The organism is Psychrobacillus sp. NEAU-3TGS (genome assembly GCF_029955155.1).
GTDB lineage: Bacteria > Bacillota > Bacilli > Bacillales_A > Planococcaceae > Psychrobacillus.
The window spans coordinates 234,549-256,966 of sequence record NZ_JAPNOZ010000004.1 but is presented as its reverse complement, the minus strand read 5'-3'; the positions used below and the strand labels follow the sequence as shown (position 1 = coordinate 256,966).

The 22,418-nt window shown below is 36.8% G+C and carries 20 protein-coding genes; 6 read left to right on the top strand and 14 right to left on the bottom strand.

The genetic code is table 11. From position 1 onward, the window contains the following. Positions 1-109 precede the first annotated feature (109 nt). The 6 genes from OR571_RS02210 to OR571_RS02185 all read right to left on the bottom strand — a co-directional run bounded on the left by OR571_RS02210 (position 110) and on the right by OR571_RS02185 (position 6,950). Positions 110-1,153 carry a siderophore ABC transporter substrate-binding protein gene (locus tag OR571_RS02210; RefSeq protein WP_282241232.1) on the bottom strand — a complete coding sequence of 348 codons (1,044 nt, stop codon included), beginning with the start codon at positions 1,151-1,153 and terminating at the stop codon, positions 110-112. Positions 1,154-1,278: 125 nt separating this feature from the next. Then, the gene (locus tag OR571_RS02205; RefSeq protein ID WP_282241231.1) at positions 1,279-2,046 is read right to left on the bottom strand and encodes an iron ABC transporter ATP-binding protein; all 768 of its coding nucleotides are present in this window, start codon (positions 2,044-2,046) and stop codon (positions 1,279-1,281) included. Beyond that, positions 2,043-2,999, bottom strand: coding sequence for an iron chelate uptake ABC transporter family permease subunit (locus tag OR571_RS02200; RefSeq protein ID WP_282241230.1), 957 nt, complete (start codon positions 2,997-2,999; stop codon positions 2,043-2,045). Before OR571_RS02200 ends, OR571_RS02205 begins: the two co-directional genes overlap by 4 nt. Beyond that, positions 2,986-3,942 (bottom strand): ABC transporter permease, encoded by a 957-nt coding sequence (locus OR571_RS02195; protein WP_282241229.1) that lies wholly within the window; start codon positions 3,940-3,942, stop codon positions 2,986-2,988. Before OR571_RS02195 ends, OR571_RS02200 begins: the two co-directional genes overlap by 14 nt. 502 nt (positions 3,943-4,444) lie before the next feature. Then, complete coding sequence (locus tag OR571_RS02190; RefSeq protein WP_282241228.1) at positions 4,445-5,296, bottom strand: DUF6612 family protein; 852 nt, start codon at positions 5,294-5,296, stop codon at positions 4,445-4,447. 166 nt (positions 5,297-5,462) lie between these two features. Further along, on the bottom strand, positions 5,463-6,950 hold the full coding sequence (locus tag OR571_RS02185; protein ID WP_282241227.1) for a peptide MFS transporter: 1,488 nt from the start codon (positions 6,948-6,950) through the stop codon (positions 5,463-5,465). Positions 6,951-7,086: 136 nt separating this feature from the next. Here OR571_RS02185 and OR571_RS02180 point away from each other — a divergent pair, with 136 nt between their 5' ends. Next, a complete protein-coding gene (locus OR571_RS02180; protein WP_282241226.1) occupies positions 7,087-8,805 on the top strand; it encodes an ABC transporter ATP-binding protein in 1,719 nt (572 codons plus the stop codon). 36 nt (positions 8,806-8,841) lie between these two features. Here OR571_RS02180 and hflX read toward each other — a convergent pair whose 3' ends face one another. The 3 genes from hflX to OR571_RS02165 form a co-directional block, all read right to left on the bottom strand. Beyond that, positions 8,842-10,116 carry a GTPase HflX gene (gene hflX, locus OR571_RS02175; protein WP_282241225.1) on the bottom strand — a complete coding sequence of 425 codons (1,275 nt, stop codon included), beginning with the start codon at positions 10,114-10,116 and terminating at the stop codon, positions 8,842-8,844. 15 nt (positions 10,117-10,131) lie between these two features. Continuing rightward, entirely contained in the window at positions 10,132-10,875 is a 744-nt protein-coding gene (locus tag OR571_RS02170; RefSeq protein WP_282241224.1) for a VOC family protein, read from the bottom strand. A gap of 92 nt (positions 10,876-10,967) precedes the next feature. Next, a complete protein-coding gene (locus OR571_RS02165) occupies positions 10,968-12,599 on the bottom strand; it encodes an AMP-binding protein (RefSeq protein WP_282241223.1) in 1,632 nt (543 codons plus the stop codon). A 185-nt stretch (positions 12,600-12,784) separates the two neighbouring features. On the opposite strand from OR571_RS02165, the gene nhaC reads away from it, so the two are divergent. The 3 genes from nhaC to OR571_RS02150 all read left to right on the top strand — a co-directional run bounded on the left by nhaC (position 12,785) and on the right by OR571_RS02150 (position 15,788). Continuing rightward, positions 12,785-14,164, top strand: coding sequence for a Na+/H+ antiporter NhaC (nhaC, locus tag OR571_RS02160; protein ID WP_282241222.1), 1,380 nt, complete (start codon positions 12,785-12,787; stop codon positions 14,162-14,164). Between the two features lie 176 nt (positions 14,165-14,340). Continuing rightward, positions 14,341-15,528, top strand: coding sequence for a class I SAM-dependent methyltransferase (locus OR571_RS02155; RefSeq protein ID WP_282241220.1), 1,188 nt, complete (start codon positions 14,341-14,343; stop codon positions 15,526-15,528). Next, positions 15,525-15,788, top strand: a complete 264-nt coding sequence (locus tag OR571_RS02150) for a hypothetical protein (protein WP_282241219.1) — start codon at positions 15,525-15,527, stop codon at positions 15,786-15,788. Before OR571_RS02155 ends, OR571_RS02150 begins: the two co-directional genes overlap by 4 nt. Positions 15,789-15,820: 32 nt before the next feature. Here the strand turns inward: OR571_RS02150 and OR571_RS02145 are convergent, their stop codons facing one another. Both OR571_RS02145 and OR571_RS02140 read right to left on the bottom strand, forming a co-directional pair. Then, positions 15,821-17,116 (bottom strand): ABC transporter permease, encoded by a 1,296-nt coding sequence (locus OR571_RS02145; RefSeq protein ID WP_282241218.1) that lies wholly within the window; start codon positions 17,114-17,116, stop codon positions 15,821-15,823. Continuing rightward, positions 17,106-17,804, bottom strand: coding sequence for an ABC transporter ATP-binding protein (locus tag OR571_RS02140; RefSeq protein WP_282241217.1), 699 nt, complete (start codon positions 17,802-17,804; stop codon positions 17,106-17,108). Before OR571_RS02140 ends, OR571_RS02145 begins: the two co-directional genes overlap by 11 nt. Before the next feature lie 183 nt (positions 17,805-17,987). Here OR571_RS02140 and OR571_RS02135 point away from each other — a divergent pair, with 183 nt between their 5' ends. Both OR571_RS02135 and rsiV read left to right on the top strand, forming a co-directional pair. Then, complete coding sequence (locus tag OR571_RS02135) at positions 17,988-18,485, top strand: RNA polymerase sigma factor (protein ID WP_282241216.1); 498 nt, start codon at positions 17,988-17,990, stop codon at positions 18,483-18,485. Further along, a complete protein-coding gene (gene rsiV, locus OR571_RS02130; RefSeq protein WP_282241215.1) occupies positions 18,482-19,360 on the top strand; it encodes an anti-sigma-V factor RsiV in 879 nt (292 codons plus the stop codon). The genes OR571_RS02135 and rsiV overlap by 4 nt, the downstream gene beginning before the upstream one ends. 126 nt (positions 19,361-19,486) lie before the next feature. Here rsiV and OR571_RS02125 read toward each other — a convergent pair whose 3' ends face one another. The 3 genes from OR571_RS02125 to OR571_RS02115 are packed head-to-tail and all read right to left on the bottom strand — an operon-like array spanning position 19,487 to position 22,324. Next, on the bottom strand, positions 19,487-19,978 hold the full coding sequence (locus tag OR571_RS02125) for a PCYCGC motif-containing (lipo)protein (protein ID WP_282241214.1): 492 nt from the start codon (positions 19,976-19,978) through the stop codon (positions 19,487-19,489). A gap of 21 nt (positions 19,979-19,999) precedes the next feature. Further along, the gene (gene fumC, locus OR571_RS02120) at positions 20,000-21,376 is read right to left on the bottom strand and encodes a class II fumarate hydratase (protein ID WP_282241213.1); all 1,377 of its coding nucleotides are present in this window, start codon (positions 21,374-21,376) and stop codon (positions 20,000-20,002) included. A 15-nt stretch (positions 21,377-21,391) separates the two neighbouring features. Beyond that, positions 21,392-22,324 (bottom strand): HD-GYP domain-containing protein, encoded by a 933-nt coding sequence (locus tag OR571_RS02115; RefSeq protein ID WP_282241212.1) that lies wholly within the window; start codon positions 22,322-22,324, stop codon positions 21,392-21,394. Between the last annotated feature and the right edge of the window lie 94 nt (positions 22,325-22,418).

Below are 22,418 nucleotides of genomic sequence, written 5' to 3'. Positions count from 1 at the left end.
TGAACAAACATGTTCTCTATCCCCTTTTTCATAAGTAAAATGATAAATGTAAAGAGCTACCCAATCAATATACACGATTAGAGTAGCTCCACTTACTATATAGGATGAATTATTTTAATTCATCTAAGATTTCTTGTAATTTATCTGCTTCGGTTGTGATACCGTTACTTGAGAAGTACCAGTTCGTACCATCTAAGTATACGATTTTCCCTTCTTTGTAAGCACGAGTTTGTTTAATAATATCGTTTTCGATATCTGCTTTAATTGTTGCTTCATCTGAAACTGTACGGTCAACGATCAATAATACTTCTGGATCTACAGAAAGTACGGACTCATAAGAAAAGTCAGATCCGTGTGAGGATGCTTTAATATCAGTTGTTGCTGGTTTAAAACCGAAGTCATTGTACACATAAGCGAAACGAGAATCTTCACCGTTATCAAAACCAGAGATTTTTTTGTCGTTATACATTGCAACTAATGCATTTTCATAGCCAGCTGCTTTTTCTTTTACAGCATCTACTTTTTCTTGTAGTCCAGCTTTTAACTCTTCTGCTTTGTCAGCTTTATCAAAGATTGCTGCTGCTAAATCAACTGTTTCATAAACTGCATCAATATAGTTCGAGTTATCCGAACCAATAAATACTACGTTTGGTGTAATTTCTTTTAATTCTTCATAGTATGGAGCTTGGCGACCAGAGATAAAAATGATATCTGGATCAGCAGCTGCTACTGCTTCGAAATTGATTTCTTTTAATGTACCAACGTCCGTAATCTCATCGCTTGGTGCATATTTTTCTTTTAAGTGTTCTGGAATGTTTCCTTTACCGCCGTTAGCTGCTACACCTACGATACCTTCAACGCCCAATGCATCCAGCGTGTCTAAGAAACCATAGTCAAAAGAGATGATGCGCTCTGGCTCTTCCTCTAAAGTAATATCTTCAAATGTGATAGAAGCTCCTTCTTCTGTTTCACGGTTAGTACTTAACGAAGATACTGTCATAGGGAATGCTGATTCTTCCGCTACCTCTTCTTTTTCTGTTTCAGTTGCTTGGTTTGTATCATCTGTTTTTGGTGTTTCTGCTTCCTCTGATCCACATGCAGCTAACATTAATACTAATGCTGATGCAGCAGTTAAAAACTTCCAATTCTTCATGCTAAATTTCTCCTCCTAATATATCTTACTCATTTGATAGTGATAATCATTATCAATTAACTAAGTCATATTCTAAATGAGTCTGCAATGATTGTCAATCACTTTTAAAATTTTAAAAATTAAAATCAATTATGTGAATTAAAATATACACAAATTCGACAACCATCCTGTACTTGAACAGGAATGTCCATATCATACACTTCACGTAAAGCAGTTGAGTTAATAATCTCATGTGTTGGACCATCTTTTACTAATCGTCCATTCTTCAACGCAACAATACGATCTGAATAGACAGACGCGAAGTTAATATCATGCAATACGATAACAACAGTTTTACCTAACTCATCTACTAGTTTACGCAAGATTTTCATGATTTGAACAGAATGCTTCATATCTAGGTTGTTTAAAGGTTCATCGAGTAAAATATAATCAGTATCTTGCGCAATAACCATAGAAATAAATGCACGCTGCTTTTGACCACCTGAAAGCTCATCTAAAAACTTATCTTGCATGTCAGTTAAATTCATGTACTCTAACGCTTGGTCTACAAACTTATGATCTTCCTCGTTTAAACGACCTTTCGAATATGGATAACGGCCAAAAGATACAAGATCACGAACCGATAAACGAATATTCAAATGATTTGTTTGCTTTAAAATCGCAACGCGTTTCGCAAATGAATCTGATTTCATTTTTTTTACATCTGATTGATCTAATAATACCTCACCAGTATCTGCATCTAATAAACGACTTACCATCGATAATAATGTTGACTTACCCGCACCATTAGGTCCAATAAAGGACGTAATGGCTTTTGCTTGGATTTTCAATGTAACATCTTCGACAACCGTTTTTTTCCCAAAGCTTTTAGAAAGCCCTTTAATCTCAATCATCCTGCTTTCCTACTTTCCTTTAGTAATAAGTAAATAAAGTAAAGACCACCGATAAAGTTGATAATTACACTAATTGTTGTAGTTAAATGGAATACATGAAGCACTAAAAATTGTCCGCCGACTAAAGCAATAATACTTATTAAACTTGCACCCACTATTAGGACCCAGTGTTTATATGTAGCAAAATATTGATACGCTAAGTTAGAAACGATTAATCCTAAAAACGTAATAGGACCGACTAAAGCCGTTGCTACTGCAATTAAAATGGATGACAAAATTAAAATTCGTAATACCATTTTGTCATAGTTAATACCTAAGTTAATGGCATTGTCACGCCCTAAAGACATAACATCTAACTTATGTAATATCCGTGTACCATAAAGAAATGCTAAGATCACAATACCTGCTGATATAAATAGCAGCTCTGTTTTTACATTCATAAAGCTAGCAAACAATCGAGCCTGCAAGCTTTCATACTCTACTGGATCAATAATTACTTGCATAAAGGTAACTAAACTTCCGAGTAGTGTACCGATTATCATACCTGCCAATAATAGCAAGAAGATCGGATGCTTATCAGCACGGAATAAGAAACGGTATAATATTAAAGCAAACAGAACCATTGCAATAATAGATACACCAAAGTTTAAATAACGGCTTACAACAAAGATCGAAGACGAACCTAAGGCAAAGTAAATAATCGTTTGAACGATCTCGTACATGGAGTCAATCCCCATAACCGATGGTGTTAACAATCGATTGTGGGTCACGGTTTGGAATGCTACTGTCGCATAGGCGATTGCAGTCCCTGTAATGACCATTGCAAATAATCGCTCTAAGCGTTTCGGAAACGCGTAACTAAAACCGCCTTGGATATTGTAAAATGCAAATAACAACATACATATGATAGCGATAACTGCCAATATAATTAGCTTCGTACTATTTTTTCGCATATGCTTTCCCCCTAAATAACATAATTAAGAAGATCGCACTACCGATTACTGCAACAGTTGTATTTACTGGAATTTCATATGGATGTACGATTAAGCGGCTAATAATATCGCAGATCAATAAGAATGCTGCCCCCATAAAAATAGTATGCGGAATTGTTTTACGTAAATTATCCCCTAAATATAGGGAAACAAGGTTAGGTACAATTAACCCTAAAAATGGAATGACACCGACAGTTAAAATGACTGTCGTTGAAATAACAGCAACAATAATTAGTCCAATATTCAATACCGTTCGATAGCTTAAGCCTACATTTTTAGCAAAATCCTCCCCCATACCTGCTACAGTAAATTTATTTGCATAGATATAGGCAATAATAATGGCCGGTACAGCTACATAAAGAAGCTCATAACGTCCAGAGACAACTAGCGTGAAACTCCCTTGGAAAAATGTATCTACATTTTGTAGAATGTCCGCTTCATATGCTAAGAAGGTAGATATTGCACCAACAATATTTCCGTACATAATCCCGATAAGCGGAACAAAAACTGCATCTTTAAACTTAATTCGTTCAAGCAACTGCATAAAGATAAATGTACCAATTAAAGCAAAAGCAAAACTGAAAACAATTTGCCCGATATATGACATACTAGTAAAGAATATCATGGAGATAATAATCCCTAGTTTTGCTGCATCTAATGTACCTGCCGTTGTTGGCGATACAAATTTGTTTCTACTTAAACTTTGCATTATTAAACCTGCAATACCCATCCCTGCGCCAGCTAAAATAATAGCTAATAACCTTGGTAAACGACTAATTAAGAAAATTTGTGTTTCTAACGATTCCCAATTAAGCAAATCACTTGGCTTAATGTTAATCGCACCAATAAATAGTGAAATGAACGATAGGATGATTACTGCAACAATCAATATCCACAGTCTCATTTTTAACCCCATATTTCTTTTATTCTCAGCGAAAGTTATTCCCTAACACTGAGTATTCAATTTATTTTACATAGAAGATACGATATTCCTAACCAGCAAAAAGCTCGAGAAACTTTGCTTTCTCCAACAAAGAGATAAGAAGAAAGTGCTACTAAAGAAATAAGAAGATAGCTTTATATATCTATCTATAACGTACTGTTTATGAGTTTACGATAGTGAAAATCATTATCATTTACCCACCAATTTTATTATAGCATCTTGCCTATACAAGTCAACCCTTGGATGAAAATGGTTTTCAATTAAAAATATATTATATATAAGCTAATTTGGTCTAATACAATCTTACTATAGATTAGATCAAAATTTAAAAAAGACGCTTACTAAAAGATAGAGTTTGTGAGATTTCTTATCCACAAATCCTTAACATTGAATTTTATAGAGCCAATAAAAAAACTGCTCCCGATCGTTTTATTGCAACAATCGAAAACAGTCTTATTACTTATTATAATTCTACAGCTTTATCGATTACTTCTTGTGGAATAACGATTTCTTCTACTTCATTGAAACCAGAGAAAGTAGATTTTACATCTTGTACAATGTTCATTTTTTCACCGTCTATATCCATATCCATATCAAACACAACATCTAATTTATTCGTTTGGAACGTTTCTTTATCAATGTGAATCAAATAGTTTACGGAGTGAATATCGAAATCCATTTGAATCTCTTCTCCCATACCCATTGATTGCATTACTTCATCAACTTGCGTTTTTACTAATTCCGTGAATTTTTCCCCTGAAGCTTCAAGCGTTAATATATAGTTATCATTATCTTGTTCGAACGTAAAGTCATCTAAATATCCTTGAATCTGCTTCAACTGGTCAGACGCATTCGCTTGTTCTGAAGCATTCATAATTCCCGCCATCATTTCTTGTGGGAGCTTCATCCATTGTCCAGCACCGGTAGATTCATCGTATACATAGAACTCATCCGCAGTCATGTAACTTTCAGATTTAGATGTTTGATCAGTCATGCCTTCAACTAGACCACTTACAGTAGAAGTCCCTTTTTGATGCATCTGCATTGGTTCTACTATATATTCCATATCCATTTTCGAACTAATTTCCAATTCATTTTCTTCATTCGGTATATTCATTTTTTGATTTAGATCCATAACTGCTCGTACACTCTTCAGTTCTTCTGATGCAGCAATAGATTTATCATATACTTCTTGAAGTGTTAACTCACTCTTTTTTGTTACCTCTGTCTTTTCTGCTGGTTTAGCAGTCTCGTTACATGCAGCTAAACCTAATGATAATGTGGCTACCGCTATTAGCGTTGTCCATTTCTTCATATTAGTTATCATCCCTTCATGCTTTGATAACTATTATACGAGGAAAGTTTCGGAAAGGTTTCATTTATTTTCATGATTATTCATTTACCAATACTCTCATTAAACCCGACTAGATAAAAAAATGCGAAAGAGATGCAATCTGCCACATCCCTTACGCATTTATAATTTATTTTACTCCACGCATGTACTTTTGGATTAAAGGCGTCATTAAGTACAATAACAGCCCAATAACAAGTGCGATAACACCAATTACACCGAAGTATAAAACTTCATTTTCTGGTGAGTACAGTTTAACTACTTGTGCATTGATCGCTTGCGCAGATGCGTTCGTCATAAACCATAAACTCATTGTTTGAGCGGCAAAAGCACCTGGTGCTAGCTTCGTTGTTGCAGATAAACCAACTGGAGATAGTAGTAACTCACCAAGCACAACTAAGAAGAAGCTAAGTACAAGCCAAAATGGATTTACAAGTGTCTCTGTTCCATTCATATACGCTGGAATGATCATTACAATAAAAGACATCCCTGCAAAGAATAATCCGAATGCAAACTTTTTAGGTGTAGATGGTTGTCTATCACCAAGTTTTATCCACATCCAAGCAAAAACAGGTGCAAGCACAATGATAAATAACGGATTTAACGATTGGAACCATGCAGGTGAAATCTCAAAAGATCCTATCATCAGATTAACACGCTCATCTGCATACTGCGCCAATATATTCGATCCTTGTTCTTGTATTGCCCAGAACATCATTGCCGCTAAAAACAACGGGATATAAGCAAGCAATCTTGACTTCTCATCATCCGTTGTTCGATCACTTCTATACATAACGATGAAATACAAAGTAGGAATAACAATACCTAAAATAGATACCGTCATTGTAAATACATCGATTGTCATAATCCCTTGTTGCACTAAGATATATCCAAGAACTAATACGATTACAATGACAATACCAATTCTACTAAATACCTTTTTACGTTCTTCTTTAGACATTGGATTCGGCACATACGAACCAGCTAATCCAAGATTATTTTTCTTCGTTAGTAAGAAGACGATTAATCCCAATGCCATTCCAACAGCTGCTAGTCCAAAACCTAAATGGAAATTATACTCAAGACCAATAGTACCAACGATTAAAGGTGCAAGGAATCCACCCATGTTAATACCCATATAGAAAATACTGAACCCAGAGTCACGACGAGCGTCTTTCTCTGAATATAAATCACCAACAATTGTGGAGATATTAGACTTCAATAGCCCTGTTCCTATGATGATCAGTGCCATCGAAATAAATAGTGGCGTAATTCCACCTGGAAACGACAATACGATGTGCCCAAGCATTATTAAAACTCCACCATAGAATACAGTTCTTGTCGTACCAAATAGGCGGTCGGCTATCCAACCTCCAATAATTCCTGACATATAAACAAGGGAACCATATACTGCCATTATAGAGTTAGCAGTGGATCGGTCTAGTCCCAATCCTCCCTGTGTTACTTCGTAGTACATATAATAGATTAGAATTGCGCGCATACCGTAGTATGAAAAACGCTCCCAAAACTCTGTGAAAAATAAGGACAATAACCCTTTCGGATGTCCAAAGAAGCCTTTTTGTGGGACTGATTTAACTATTTCTTCTTTTGAAAACATACTTTACCCTCTTTTCTAAACTGAGACATCAATTATACCGCCCTCCCTTTTCTCTGTCAAAAATTATCCAATTATTTCGTTTTATGAAATTGTTCGCTATAATAGTCTTTATGTATAAAAGGAAGAGGGAGATTTGGTGCTAAAGAAATTTTTTTCATTTTATAAACCACATAAACGGTTATTCGTCATTGACTTTAGTAGTGCAGTATTTGTAGCCATCTTAGAGCTAGCATTTCCTATGGCTGTGTCATGGTTTATTGATGTATTATTACCAACTGGCGATTGGAATATGATTGTAAAAGTTAGTATTTTACTGTTGCTCGTTTATATATTGAGCACTTTCCTAAACTATGTTGTGAGTTATTTAGGACATAAGCTCGGTATTAATATCGAAACTGATATGCGCCAGCAATTGTTCAATCATGTACAACGGCAATCCTTCCGTTTTTTTGATAATACTAAAACGGGACATGTTATGAGCCGTATTACCAATGACTTATTTGATATCGGTGAGCTTGCCCATCACGGACCTGAGGATTTATTCATTGCTATTATGACCCTTATCGGTGCTTTTATTATTATGTTCAATCTCAATCCCGAGCTTGCCGTAATTGCAATTGTGATGGTTCCTTTCTTAGCGATTGTTGCTACCTACGGAAATATCATGATGAACAAGGCATGGAAAAACATGTATGGCAAAATTGCAGATGTAAACGCACGTGTTGAAGATAGTGTATCCGGTGTCCGTGTGGTCCAATCATTTACGAATGAAAATTTTGAAATAGATCGTTTTAAACAAGACAATGGACAATTCCGTCTTGCAAAACTCAAAGCCTATAAAGTAATGGCAGGCACACATTCGAGTATTTATATGATGACTCGCCTAGTAACGTTAGTTGTACTTGTGGTGGGAGCTTGGTTTACTTATAAAGGCGCGCTTAAACCAGGGGAACTTGTTGGTTTTATCTTATATGTTAATGTGTTGATCAAACCAGTTGATAAAATCACTGCCTTACTTGAACTGTATCCAAAAGGAATGGCTGGATTTAAACGCTTTTTAGATCTTATGGAACAAGAACCGGAGATTAAAGATCGACCAAACGCTCTAAGTGTTACTCATTTAAATGGAGATATTGAATTTGAGAATGTTAACTTCCGATACGATGAGCATAAATCTGTATTAGACGATATCAATTTATCGATCAAATCAGGGGAAACGGTGGCATTTGTTGGTCCGTCTGGAGCCGGAAAAACAACTATATGTTCACTTATTCCACGTTTTTATGAGGTGAATGAAGGGACCATTTCAATTGACGGACTAAATATTCAAGACGTCACAATGAAATCATTACGTTCTCAAATCGGAATTGTACAACAAGATGTCTTCTTATTTACCGGAACAATTGAAGAAAATATTGCGTACGGAAAAAAAGATGCTACTACCGAGGAAATTCGAGAGGCAGCAAAAAAAGCCCATTTAGAAGATTTTATCGCCGGTCTTCCACATGGGTATGACACGCAAATCGGAGAAAGAGGACTTAAATTATCAGGTGGTCAAAAACAACGTCTTGCCATTGCTCGTATGTTTTTAAAGAATCCTCCAATTTTAATATTGGACGAGGCTACCTCTGCCCTTGATACGGAAACAGAGAAAATAATTCAAAAATCATTAATGGAGCTTGCAGAAAATCGCACTACACTTATTATTGCGCATCGACTTGCGACTATTCGGGATGCTGACCGCGTATTAGTTGTAACCGAAGATGGTATCGCAGAAGATGGATCGTATAATGAATTAGTTGCGCAAGATGGCATTTTTGCTAGGTTGCATAATATCCAGTTCCAGGAAGTATAAAAAGAAGCTTATCGCACGAGCGATAAGCTTCTTTTGTTATTCTTGTACGAAGACAAATTGTTGTAGTCGATCATAGTCTGATTTCTTTAATTCAACTTTCACAAGTGTGCCTTCTTCTTCGTAAGTAGTTGACTCTACAGAAGCATGTTCATTTAAATACGAGACAAGGTCACCTCTGTCAAAAGGGATTAACATGTTGCACACAATATAGTCAGAAAAAATATGCTTCTTAATCATTCCTAGCAGTTCGTCTAGACCTGCTCCTTCTTTAGCAGAAATCCAAATATTCTCTCCAGATACATACGGGTATTTCATATCCGCTAAATCCGATTTATTGTATACATAAATGGTTGGGACATCCTCTACGCCAACAGCGAGTAACGTTTCGTTCGTAACATCCATCATATAGCGATGCTCGGCATTCGAAACGTCAACTACATGTAGTAATAAGCTTGCATCTCTTGCCTCTTCTAAAGTAGAACGGAATGCTTTTACTAAATGGTGAGGTAGTTTGCTAACAAATCCAACCGTGTCTGTTAATAAAAACTCTTTTTGGTCTGGTAACTTAATCTGACGAACAGAAGTTTCAAGTGTAGCAAATAGCATGTCCTTTTCAAATACCTGCTTGGAATCTGTCTGCCCAACTTTATGAAGTAATTGATTCATAATAGTGGACTTACCTGCATTTGTGTATCCTACTAATGATATGACTGGAATTGCATTTTTCTTACGCTGCTTTCTTTGCGTCTCTCGCTGGTATTTAACTTGCTCTAGCTCGCGTTTTAGTTTAGCAATTTGGTCTTCAATTTTACGTCTATCTAGCTCTAGCTTTGTTTCCCCTGCACCACGGTTTTTAAAACCACCACCAGTACCTCCACCTTGTCTGCTTAGAGAAGCCCGGAGTCCAACTAGTCGCGGAAGCATATACTGAAGTTGTGCTAGCTCTACTTGCATTTGTGCTTCATTTGATTTTGCTCGTCTGGCAAAAATATCTAAAATAAGCATCGTTCGATCGATTACTTTACATTCTAAATCTCTCTCTAAATTTCTGATTTGTGAAGGAGAGAGCTCATCATTAAAAATAACAAGATTGGCACCGGCTTCTTCATAAAAGTTTTTAATCTCTTCTACTTTGCCCGTTCCAACATAATGGGAATTGGTCACACGTTCTAGATTTTGTGTAACCTCGCCCACTACCTCAACATTTAACGCCTCTGCTAAATTGTGTAATTCTTCTAATCCATATTCAAAATGCTCATCATGCTGCAAATTAACCGCAACAATGATCGCCTTTTCTAAAAATTCCTCCAAAAATAATTCCTCCTCCTAATGGAAGTGATACGTTGCCTGTTCATACACAAGAGTTTCTTTATCCATGAATCCTTCTATATGAACTACTTTTAGTCTTTCTTTCGTTCCGTTTTCTAACTGTTTAAAGACTAGTTTCGTATTGTTTAGTAGAAGTATGTGTTCATCTCCTTCTACCAAATCGAAATATCTTTTCCATTTATTCATTATTTCCCTTGGTTCACACACATGAAACTCACATGCTGAGATCCTTAATTGTAAATTACTTTCGTTCATTGTGCCATCTTCTCGAAGGGATTGATAGCGTCCCTCATCACTTTCCTCCCATTCGATGAAAAATGGCGTAGGAAGGGCATCACTTATTTCTTCTTTAACAAACAGCATCTTCCACCTACGTATTAGACCGCTGGTTGTTTTTCTTTCAGCATGTAATACTCCTGAGGTTTCTATACCTTTCGCTTCCAGTCGCTTATGTAATTCGTCAATAGATAGAGTACGAATACAAATCGTTCCAAACCCAGGTGCTGATTTCAAATCATGTAACAATAGATTGATTAATGGATGATTGGCATTTTCAGCAACTTCTTTATGTTCAATTGCTAACCACTCTATATAGCTAGTTTTGGTATATAAGAGTGCATTATATGTCCCCCAATATGTATGCTGTCCTCCAATAACTGCATGAACTCCCGTCTCATTCCAATCTACAGTCACCTGATTTGGCGTCTTTGTTACGTGATGAACGATATGGTCTAAATACATTTTACCAGCCCTTCCTTCTATCTTTATTAAAAGAACAAAAGAGATGACCAAGAAATATGTCATCTCTTTTTGTCGATTTCCCGGGAAATATCTTATACTAAGGCTTTTTCTTTCGACATTTCCCGAAGGAGAAACTTTTGAATTTTACCGGATGCTGTCATTGGATATGCATCGATAAATTCAATATATTTCGGAATTTTATGATGTGATATTTTCCCTTTGCAAAAATCCTTTAGTTGCTCAGCATCTAAGTTTTCTCCTGCTTTTAATATAATCCATGCCATAAGCTCCTCTCCGTATTTCGGGTCAGGAACTCCCACTACTTGGACATCTTGAATGGATGGGTGCTGATACAAAAATTCCTCTACTTCTTTTGGATATATATTTTCCCCACCACGGATGACCATGTCTTTAATACGACCAGTTATATCGATATACCCATCCTCATCCATAACCGCGATATCCCCGGTATGAAGCCACCCTTCTGCATCAATCGCAGATTTTGTCGCTTCTTCATTTTTATAATAGCCTTTCATCACTAAGTAACCTCTCGTACATAACTCACCTGGAACTCCTGCAGGTGTATCTTCCCCTGTTACCGGGTCGATGATTTTCACTTTTACTCCAGGATGTGCCTTTCCAACAGTGGAAACTCGCTTTTCAATCGCATCATCTGTTTTTGTTTGTGTAATGACAGGAGAAGATTCTGTTTGTCCATATGCAATAGTAATTTCCGACAATCCCATATCTTCTATTACTTTTTTCATCACTTCGATTGGACAAATGGATCCCGCCATAATTCCAGTACGCAATGATTTCAGATTGAACTGAGCAAAATCCGGGTGATTTAACTCCGCTATAAACATGGTAGGTACACCATGTAAGGCAGTGCATTTTTCGTCCTGCACCATTTGCAATACTTTTTCTGGGTTAAACTGTTCAATAATAACCATTGTCGTTCCATGAGTTACAGATGCAATGGTTCCCATGACACATCCGAAGCAATGAAAAAACGGAACGGGGATGCATAGTCGGTCATTTTCTGTAAGATGAATATAATCACCAACAAGCTGTCCGTTATTCACCACATTCTTATGCGTTAGCATAACTCCTTTTGGAAACCCCGTTGTACCAGATGTGTATTGCATATTAATAACATCCTCATTATGAAGAGAATTCGATTGTTGTGCTAATGTTTCATCCGATACCTTTTCTGCGTGAGCTAGCAACTCAGTCCATGTATAAATGCCTGGATAGTCATTTTCACTCATTACAATGACACGTTTCAAATGTGGTAATTTCTCAGATTGTATCTTACCCTTTTCTGAGTTCTCGATGTCTGGGCAAACAGCTCGAATAATGTCCAGATAAGACGTTCCTTTATAAGATTCACATAAAATAAGTGTCGTTGCATCGGACTGCTGCAGTAAATACTCCAACTCACTTTCCTGATAATTAGTATTTACAGTTACAAGTACTGCACCCATTTTTCCTGTTGCAAACTGACTTAATAACCATTCTCTTTTGTTGTCAGACCAAATTGCAACATGTTCCCCTTTTTGAATGCCCAGACCAATGAACGCTTTTGCAAGCTCGTCCGTTTCTTCGTCAAATTCTTTATATGTTTTTCGAATCCCGTGCTCGGGATATACGTATGCTTCTGTTTCTGGAAACTTTCTAGCTGCTTCTTTTACAATCTGCCCTATTGTTTTTTCGTTTAACAAACAAATCTCCCCTTTTTGAATGTTATTTCTTTTCCTATCATTCTATCACAAAATTCTGACGAAATAGACTATTTATTAACTAATTGACTTAATAATAAAACGTGATAAAATCCTAATTACTTCGCCACTTCAAAGCGTTGAAGTGCGAAAGTGTTTGAATCGATTTTCATGGAGGAGGATTTACAATGTTTCGAATTCGCTCGACAATTACGCCTTCTTTTATAGAGGCTGTTCTCATTACGTTTATGATTATTGCATTAATGGCAGTTTGTATTGTTCAATTTGATGCAGTTCCACATATGCCTATTTTGTTGGCTATTTTAATATTAATCACTTATGGATTATTTAAAAAAGTTCCTTTTAAAAAGTTAGAAGAAGGACTTGTAGAAGGCTCGAAAGCGGGACTTGGGGCTATTTTCATCTTTTTCTTTATAGGTATATTAATAAGTAGCTGGATGATGGGTGGGACTATCCCCACACTTATCTATTTAGGCTTTCAATTTATCACACCACATTTCTTCTTTTCGATTGTATTTTTAATTACTTGTATTGTTGGGTTATCTATTGGGAGTTCCTTAACAACAGTTGCAACAGTGGGAGTTGCATTTATCGGAATGGCGAGCGCAATGGATATTTCATTAGCGATTACTGCGGGTGCAATTGTGTCTGGAGCGTTTTTTGGAGATAAAATGTCTCCATTATCTGATACAACAAATCTTGCATCTGCGATTGTTCAAGTGGACTTGTTTGAACATATTCGCAATATGGGATGGACGACTATCCCGGCATTTCTAATTTCACTCATTGGATACGGTATTTTATCGCCCAATAAAGAATTCCGAGAACTAGATCAGATTAATGTTTTTCAAGAAGGACTCCTTCAAACAGGTATGGTTCATTGGTATACGTTACTTCCGATTGTTTTACTCTTTATACTTTCTATTAAAAAAGTACCTGCAATTATCGCCTTAGCATTAACATCCTTTGCAGCTATTTGTATTTCTTATTTCTTTCAATATACGCCTTTCGAGGAAGTACTGAATATATTGTTTAATGGCTATACATCTAGTATAGGAGTCGAAGCAGTCGACTCGTTGCTTACTCGTGGGGGTATAAATAGCATGATGTTCACGATAGGACTTGTCATACTTGCATTAAGTATGGGGGGACTATTATTTACACTAGGTATTGTACAAAGCTTGCTATCGAAGGTAGAAAGTTTATTGAAAAGCGTAGGGTCTGTTATTACGGCAGCTGCTTTTACTGGAATTGGTGTGAATACATTAATAGGAGAGCAATATTTATCAATATTACTAACGGGAGAATCCTTCCAAGCACAGTTTAAAAAAGTAGGACTGGCCAATAAAAACTTGGCACGTGTCATGGAAGACGCTGGTACAGTCGTGAATCCACTCGTCCCTTGGAGTGTATGCGGCATATTCATCACGAATGTGTTAGCAGTCTCCACAATTGATTACTTGCCATTCGCATTTTTCTGCTTGTTAAGCCCAATTCTGACGATATTGTTTGGATGGACTGGGAAGACGCTTACTTACATTAAGTAATTTCCATTTTATTTCCTATTACAACTAAATGCTCGATTTTTACAACTAAAGCTTTCATTTTTCCAACTAAACTGGCTGAAATTCCAACTAAAGCTCTCCATTTTCCAACTAACCTAAAATATCACCGATATGTTACACTATTTCCAAGTATATTACGGAAAAAGAAGGCGATGTTAATGGAATTTCAAGAAATGAAAGCATATTTAATAGAACAAATCACAAACAAACAGCTAATCGCTGCAACCATAAGCCAGCCACGGGCGAAGTCAAATGAAATAAAGCGTGTAAAGCTAAAACCAATCGACATAAAAAATACGTATCACATACAACTAGAATACCAATATGAACGCATTTTAAAGCATGAAAATGTGCAGTTAGACGAATTCGCAAATACACTGGATGAGCTGTTAGAACAGTTCCGCCAAATTCATGCGGACTTCGTAACAGAGAAAGTACAAGTCCAGCTTTCTAAGAAAAACAAAGTGATGTGGAAATCGGAGAAAGCAGCGGCTCCAAAAACAGTGAACCTTTCTCATAATCGGAAAAAGAATTATTTGTTAGATGAAAACACTCCCTATCCTTTCCTTATTCGTTTAGGCGTGCAAACCGAAGAAGGAAAAGTGAAAAAGCAAAAGTATGATAAGTTTAAGCAAATCAATCGTTTCATAGAATTTATCGACGATACGCTTGCCCATTTACCAAAGGATAAACCCGTGCGTATACTAGATTTCGGATCTGGGAAATCGTATCTGACATTTGCCCTTTATCATTATTTAAAGATCGAAAAAGGCCTCGATATTCGTGTAACGGGTCTTGACTTGAAAAAAGAAGTAATTGAGGAATGTGCAAAAATTGCAGATGATTTAGGCTATGAGCAGCTGGAGTTTTTAGTAGGAGATATTAATGATTACAACGATGAAACAGCTGTCGATATGGTTGTCACTCTGCATGCATGTGACGTAGCGACAGACATGGCGCTTTCCCGTGCTGTTAAATGGGGAGCGAGTGTAATTTTAAGTGTCCCTTGCTGCCAGCATGAGCTAAATAGACAGCTCAATGCACCAGGGCTTGATATTATGCTAAAGCATGGACTTATTAAAGAACGCTTTGCGGCACTTGCAACAGATTCCATCCGAGCAGAAATTCTAAACATGGTTGGCTATGAGGCACAATTGGTGGAGTTTATTGATATGGAAAACACACCGAAAAACATCTTGATACGGGCTTATAAAAACGGGAAAAAAGCAACTGCTGAACAAATGGAAAGTTATAAGCAGTTTAAGCTGATGCTAAGTGCGGATCCGTTTTTGGAGAATGAATTGAAAGAAATGATGCCTTATTCACTAGATAGGAGTAGACAATGAAAGAACCAACGCTAAAAAAAGTGGCATATGGTGTGGCAATGGCCATCGCTATCATCCTCGTCCATTTTATTGATGCACGCGTATATAATATGCAACCGATTCTGGCCTTAATCTTAGCTATACTCATCACCTTTGTTGGGATCACATTCATCAACAAATCGGAGAAAATGGATAGAAAAATTTCGAGGATGAATTACAACTTACTAAACGTAGCAGTTGTACTAGTTCTATTCTTCGCTTATGTCACCATTTCACAATAAAAGGTCGTCTCCATAACGGGGACGACCTTTCTTTATAACTCTTGTCTTAATGCTTGAATGACATCAATTTTTGTTGCTTTTCGTGCTGGTCTCCATCCAGAAATCATCGCTACACTGATGCTAATCACAGATGCAATGACCACAAGCTGCCATGGAATTAGCGAGAATGTCATCGATAAATCTTGGAACTCATCCTCCCCTAATGCTGCTCCTACTACCATCGGCAATATCCAGTTTGCTAGGAAACTCACTGCATATGAAATAATGACTGCGAGCACAGTCCCGATAATCCCGATCCATGCACTTTCCATTAAAAATAGACGCTGAATTAGTTTAGGACTAGCTCCTATTGCTTTCATAACTCCGATTTCACGAGTTCTTTCAGTTACTGCCATTGTCATCGTGTTAAAAATACCAATCGACGCGATTAATACTGCGATTGTCCCAACAAAGATAAGTCCTATTTTAAATGCCATGAAAAAGACATCTAACTGCTCCAATTGTTCTGAAACAGAATACACACTATAGCCCATTTCTTTTAGCTCTTCTGTTACCGATTTAACATGCTCTAGGCTAGAAGTGTAGATTTTCGTGCTAGAGTAGAATAAGTCTGGATTCTCGTTCCCCGTATTCGCCTCGTAAACTTCTTGAAACTTGTCTTTCCACGATTCATCTACTAACATATTAGTGTCGACAAACCAGTCCCTTGCCGGTTTCTCTGTTACTCCTACAATCGTAAAGTCCCACTTTTCAGGGAATGCTTCATCCATTTCGTAAGATTGCATAGACATGGAAATAGTTTTTCCGATTAGAGATTCTTTATAACCTCCTATTGGCTCAGCATCCTCTTCTGTACTTTGTTCCATTTCTTTACGTTCCGCATCTGTTAATAAGTTTTCTGCAAACTGGTACCCTACAACAATTTCATTTTCCTTTGTAGGCATACGCCCTTCGGATAATTGAAGGTTTGATTTTTCTTCTTCTGCAAAATTAGTTAGTAGCATATTCCCTTCAAGCGAACGCTCGCCTAATTGAGAAACTGCCATTATGTCCATACTAGTTCTATGCACAATGGCATTTACATGCTCAACTGTCCTAATTTGAGAAATATCGAGTGCTTCTCCATTATTGGTATACACTTCTACCTCGGTAATAGCTTGATCTTCTAATATTTCCTTACGCATCGTATCCTGTATGCCAAATCCGATGGAAGCAAGGACGATCAAAAATGCGCATCCCATCGTGGCGGCTAGTACGGTCATAAATACACGTAATTTATTCTTCTTAATATGTTGGCTTACAAAGTCAACTTGATCTTTAAATAACATTGTTTGCATCTCCTTTCACTAATACCCCATCACGCATTCTGAATTTACGATGGGCAATGTTTGCGACTTCCTCGTCATGCGTAATAATAACGAACGTTACGCCCATTGTTTGATTGAGATCTTGTATTAACAATAAAATATCTTGTTCGGTTTCTGAATCTAAGCTACCCGTTGGCTCATCTGCAAACAAAATCGGAGGATTAGTGATCAATGCTCGTGCAATGCTAACGCGCTGCTGTTGACCTCCTGATAATTCATTTGGATAATGATCTGCTACGTCCTCTAGTCCTACTTTTTTCAATAATAGTTGCACGCTCGTTTTTCTTTTTTTATGCGCTATTCCCTTTAGTTTCAATGGTAGCTCTATATTTTCAAAGGCAGTTAACCCAGGCATGAGTTGAAAGTTTTGAAATATAAACCCAAAGTTATTTAAACGGAATTTTGCTCTTTCTGTTTCATTCAAATGGACGGTTTCTTGACCATTCACGATAATGGATCCTTGTTCTGGACTCATAAAGCCTGCTATTGTATGTAGTAGAGTGGATTTTCCTGATCCGCTTTTTCCTACAATCGCAACTATTTCCCCTTTTTCCACTTCAAAGGATAGTTCCTTTAAGACAGGTACCTTTTTTTCTTTTCCTTTTTTTCCTATTAGAAATGTATGGTTAACGTTTTGTATTTGAATCATTTGTTTTCTCCTTCCTTATGCTGCTTTCGTTTATTCTACAGATTGTTTCTTAACATTTTAGAAGGAGAAATATGAAGAATTTCTTAAGAAATATTTTATTGATAGTCAAACTTTCCAAAACACTTGCCCGTCTAATCTTTGAAACGTAATCGCGGGTACGGGAAAAAGGAGTTCATATACGTCATGACGAATAAGGAAAAGTTTCAACTAGTTGAAAACTATATAATAGAACATCAAAACGATTATTATCGATTAGCTTTTAGTTATGTAAAAAATAAAGAGAACGCTCTAGATATTATTCAAGACAGCATTTTTAAAGCGTTAAATTCAATAGATCGATTAGAGGAAGAGCGATATATCAAAACATGGTTTTATCGTATTGTTGTAAATACTGCAATAGATTACATCCGAAAGCACGGTCGTATGCAAGCAATGGATGATGATATCCTTCATACGTTTTTGCCCGAGCAGCATGATCTCGAAAAAGATTATGATTTATATGAAGCCATCGACCATCTAAATGAACCATATAAAACGATTATTGTACTTCGTTTTTTCGAGGATTTAAAAATAGATGAAATTGCAGTGATACAGAGCGAAAATTCAAATACCATCAAAACGAGATTGTATGCAGCACTTCGAAAGCTGCGAGTTAATATGGAAGAGAAGGTGGAATTATGAAGAATTTACAGGATGCCAAAAAGAAATATGAAGAAGTTGAAATACCTAAGGAATTAAATAATATAGTGAAAAATTCTATCAAAGAAGCAAAAAGGAAACAGAAAAAACAATCGCCGATTAAACAATGGGGAATCGGTTTAGTTGCAGCGGCAGCATTATTTACAACTAGTGTGAATGTAAGCCCTGCACTCGCACAATCTCTTGCCACGGTCCCTCTGCTTGGGCAATTTGTTCAAGTCGTCACCTTCCAGGCCATTAAGCTTGATAAAGGCACTTATAACGCTGACTTAAAAACCCCAAATGTAACTGGACTGGAAAATAAGGAATTAGAACAAATGTTAAATGAAAAATATATTACGGAAAACGAGGCGCTTTATGAAGACTTCCAAAACGAGATAAAGGAACTAGATGAAGCAGGCGGTGGGCATCTAGGTGTTACATCTACGTATGAGGTTGTAACCGATACAGAGGATATTCTTTCTATTAGTCGTTATGAAGTGAATACAGTTGGATCATCTTCTACAACAATGCGTACAGATACGATTGATAAGAAAAACCAGATACTAATCACATTACCTAGCTTATTTAAAGATGATGCTTATATCGAGGTTATCTCTACTTATTTAAAAGATGAAATGGCAAAACAAATGGCAAATGATCCTGATAAAATATATTGGATCGATGATCAGGAAGAAATAGGTTTCGAATTCGAAACTATTCGCCCGGATCAAACTTTTTCCATAACCGCAGACCATAAGCTAACAATTTCGTTTGACAAATATGAAATAGCTCCAGGTTATATGGGTGTTCTTACATTTGAAATTCCAACTGAAGTGATAAGTGAATATTTAATAAGTGATTACTATATAAAATAATCACAAGGTTATGATTGGACTCGACTCGTCGATTATCCGATTGCCTTAGTCGACTATCCGATTATAATCTTTACTCAAAAAAAACTGCTCATTCTCACAAACTCATGAGAAGAAGCAGTTTTTTAATTATGAAGGCATTGGTGTTTTAGTTGGTGCTGCATAGCCCTCTTTATAAGCTTCGTCAATTGCGTTACGAATTTCTACTAATGACTTACCTTCTTGGACCATTTTGATAGATGCTACGGCAGTTTCCAAGCAAGCCGCACAGCGTGTTCCGTGGTCATCCCACACAACTTCTCCATTTTCTTTTATCTCTTGAACGAAACAGTTAAAATTATTCTTATGCCCTGCACTATCACCGCAACCACAGTAACAAGGCATCCATTTTAAAACATCGTGTGCTTTAGCAGCTGCTTGATACACAAGTTGCATATCCTCTGACTGATTGTCTAAAAATGCTGGCAACACGTCTGTTGAGGCAGTCGTTTCTTGGATATCTCCATTTGCTAAATGTGCAATATGGTCTTCATGTCCCTCGTGATTCTCTTTCGTCTCTTTCTGGCCACATGCAGAAAGGACTAAAATAGAAATGAGGCATATAAATAGTATTTTTTTCATGTGAATAAATCTCTTTTCTTCTTATATCATTTTTTCTGGACGGACAATTTCCTCGAACTTTTCAGCAGTTAATAAATCAAGTGCTACCGCAGCTTCTTTCAATGTCGTACCATTTTTATGTGCGTGCTTCGCAATTTTTGCAGCATTTTCATATCCAATATATGGATTTAATGCTGTAACTAACATGAGTGAATTATTTACATGGTGCTCAATTGTTTCTAAGTTTGGTTCAATGCCCACTGCACAATTATTGTTAAAGCTAATAATTGCATCGCTTAATAAGCGAACTGATTGTAGGAAGTTATGAATAATAACCGGTTTGAAAACATTCAATTGATAATGTCCTTGACTTGCAGCAAAACTGATTGTTGTATCATTCCCCATTACTTGAGCAACAACCATTGTCATCGCTTCACTTTGCGTTGGGTTCACTTTACCTGGCATGATAGAACTTCCTGGTTCGTTTTCTGGAATGGAAATTTCTCCGATACCTGAACGTGGTCCACTTGCTAGTAAGCGTACATCATTAGCGATCTTCATCAAGTCCGCAGCAAGTGCTTTTACTGCACCATGTACGTATACAACATCGTCATAGCTTGTAAGAGAGTGGAACTTATTTTTTGCTGAAGTAAATTCAATACTCAATGCCTTAGAAATTTCAGCTGCTACTAAATCACCAAATCCTTTCGGCGCGTTTAGTCCCGTACCTACTGCTGTTCCACCGATCGCAAGTTCTTTCATGTCTTGCACACTTTGCGTAATCATTTTAGCTGATTTTTCGAGCATACGATGCCAACCGCTAAACTCTTGTCCTAGTGAAAGAGGTGTTGCATCTTGCAAGTGTGTACGACCAATTTTCACGATATCCATAAATTGTTCTGACTTTCCACCTAATGTTTCTTTTAATATATCAATTGCTGGTAGAAGCTGCTTTTCGACAGCTAGCACTCCTGCAATATGTAAAGCTGTTGGGAATGTATCATTTGAGCTTTGGGATTTGTTAACATCATCATTTGGATGAAGTCGTTCTTCGCTCCCTTTTTCTTCAAGGAGTTGATTTCCACGATGAGCAATTACTTCATTCACATTCATGTTCGATTGCGTACCGCTACCTGTCTGCCATACGACTAATGGAAAATGTGCATCTAGTTTTCCTGTTAGAATTTCGTCTGCTGCGGCTGCAATTGCATCTTTTTTTGCTTCTGATAAATTTCCTAGAGAGTGACTAACTATTGCGGCAGATTTTTTCAATAGGGCAAGTCCATGAACAACACCAATCGGCATTTTTTCATTACCAATTTTAAAGTTTTCTTTAGATCTTTGCGTTTGTGCTCCCCAAAGACTATCTTGTGGAACTTGGATTTCTCCCATAGAATCACGTTCAATACGATAAGACATTTTTCTCTCTCCCTTTCAGTACCATTTGTTGTTTTTTTCTTCTAACATTTTTAAAAACTCATCCACTACAAGCGGGTTAAATTGAGTGCCTCTGCCGTTTTTCATTTCTTGAAGAGCTTCTTCAATCGTCAAAGCCCCCCTATAGACACGGTTCGTTGTCATTGCATCGAACGCATCTACTACGGAAACAATAGAGGCTTCCAATGAAATCTCAATACCCTTGAGCCCGTACGGATATCCTTTTCCATCATACCGCTCATGGTGCTGTTCTACAATAAAAGCGGCTTCCCGCAAGCGTTCTACTTCATGGTTTCTCATCATTTCGGCACCAAATGTAGTATGCTTCTTGATGATTTTCCATTCATCCTCCGTCAATTTACTTGGTTTGGTTAGAATCTCTAATGGAATAGCAAGTTTTCCTATATCGTGAAAATAAGAACCAATACTGATAATGGCTAAGCTTTTCTGAGGATTAATTCTTTTCCACAATTCAATAGAGTAATCTCTAATACGAGCACAGTGATGGTAAGTATACCCATCCACTTCTTGTATTTTCCATGCATCCCGTTGAATAATTTCTCTCTCAAAAAAATTCGGCTCAAAAACAAAGGAAGTCATTTCAAACAGAATTTCCACCGTATCTTTTGCATAACAAGTATGAACCGCATGATTGAGTCTCGCATCAAGAATATCACCACGAGATAGCGTCATTTTTTCTCTGTCTCTTTCAATCTCTAACTCGCCAAATAGAATGGTATAGTTTTCTATAAACCCTACATGCTCGTTTGGAATATAATTTATCCAAGAGGTACTCCTAGGAAGTAAGGTGTATAAGCAATACGTAATGCCATTTGCACTCCCTATGTAAGTTGTTATAGATTTATCCGTCACAACTTTCGGCAAATGCATCTTTTGCTTGATATCTTGTACCTGTTCAATTGTTAGCATGCTATTTGCCTCCATTCATTCGACAATATCCTACATTATGTATATATATTATATAGTTTATTTAGAATAAATGAAATACAATGAAAAAGCTCAG

Excerpts from the sequence above, each read along its gene's own strand:
- OR571_RS02210 (WP_282241232.1), bottom strand. The coding sequence starts at position 1,153 with ATGAAGAATTGGAAGTTTTTAACTGCTGCATCAGCATTAGTATTAATG.
- OR571_RS02205 (WP_282241231.1), bottom strand. The coding sequence starts at position 2,046 with ATGATTGAGATTAAAGGGCTTTCTAAAAGCTTTGGGAAAAAAACGGTT.
- OR571_RS02200 (WP_282241230.1), bottom strand. The coding sequence starts at position 2,999 with ATGCGAAAAAATAGTACGAAGCTAATTATATTGGCAGTTATCGCTATC.
- OR571_RS02195 (WP_282241229.1), bottom strand. The coding sequence starts at position 3,942 with ATGAGACTGTGGATATTGATTGTTGCAGTAATCATCCTATCGTTCATT.
- OR571_RS02190 (WP_282241228.1), bottom strand. The coding sequence starts at position 5,296 with ATGAAGAAATGGACAACGCTAATAGCGGTAGCCACATTATCATTAGGT.
- OR571_RS02185 (WP_282241227.1), bottom strand. The coding sequence starts at position 6,950 with ATGTTTTCAAAAGAAGAAATAGTTAAATCAGTCCCACAAAAAGGCTTC.
- OR571_RS02170 (WP_282241224.1), bottom strand. The coding sequence starts at position 10,875 with ATGTATTTAGACCATATCGTTCATCACGTAACAAAGACGCCAAATCAG.
- nhaC (WP_282241222.1), top strand. The coding sequence starts at position 12,785 with ATGTTTCGAATTCGCTCGACAATTACGCCTTCTTTTATAGAGGCTGTT.
- OR571_RS02155 (WP_282241220.1), top strand. The coding sequence starts at position 14,341 with ATGGAATTTCAAGAAATGAAAGCATATTTAATAGAACAAATCACAAAC.
- OR571_RS02150 (WP_282241219.1), top strand. The coding sequence starts at position 15,525 with ATGAAAGAACCAACGCTAAAAAAAGTGGCATATGGTGTGGCAATGGCC.
- OR571_RS02145 (WP_282241218.1), bottom strand. The coding sequence starts at position 17,116 with ATGTTATTTAAAGATCAAGTTGACTTTGTAAGCCAACATATTAAGAAG.
- OR571_RS02140 (WP_282241217.1), bottom strand. The coding sequence starts at position 17,804 with ATGATTCAAATACAAAACGTTAACCATACATTTCTAATAGGAAAAAAA.
- OR571_RS02135 (WP_282241216.1), top strand. The coding sequence starts at position 17,988 with ATGACGAATAAGGAAAAGTTTCAACTAGTTGAAAACTATATAATAGAA.
- rsiV (WP_282241215.1), top strand. The coding sequence starts at position 18,482 with ATGAAGAATTTACAGGATGCCAAAAAGAAATATGAAGAAGTTGAAATA.
- OR571_RS02125 (WP_282241214.1), bottom strand. The coding sequence starts at position 19,978 with ATGAAAAAAATACTATTTATATGCCTCATTTCTATTTTAGTCCTTTCT.
- fumC (WP_282241213.1), bottom strand. The coding sequence starts at position 21,376 with ATGTCTTATCGTATTGAACGTGATTCTATGGGAGAAATCCAAGTTCCA.
- OR571_RS02115 (WP_282241212.1), bottom strand. The coding sequence starts at position 22,324 with ATGCTAACAATTGAACAGGTACAAGATATCAAGCAAAAGATGCATTTG.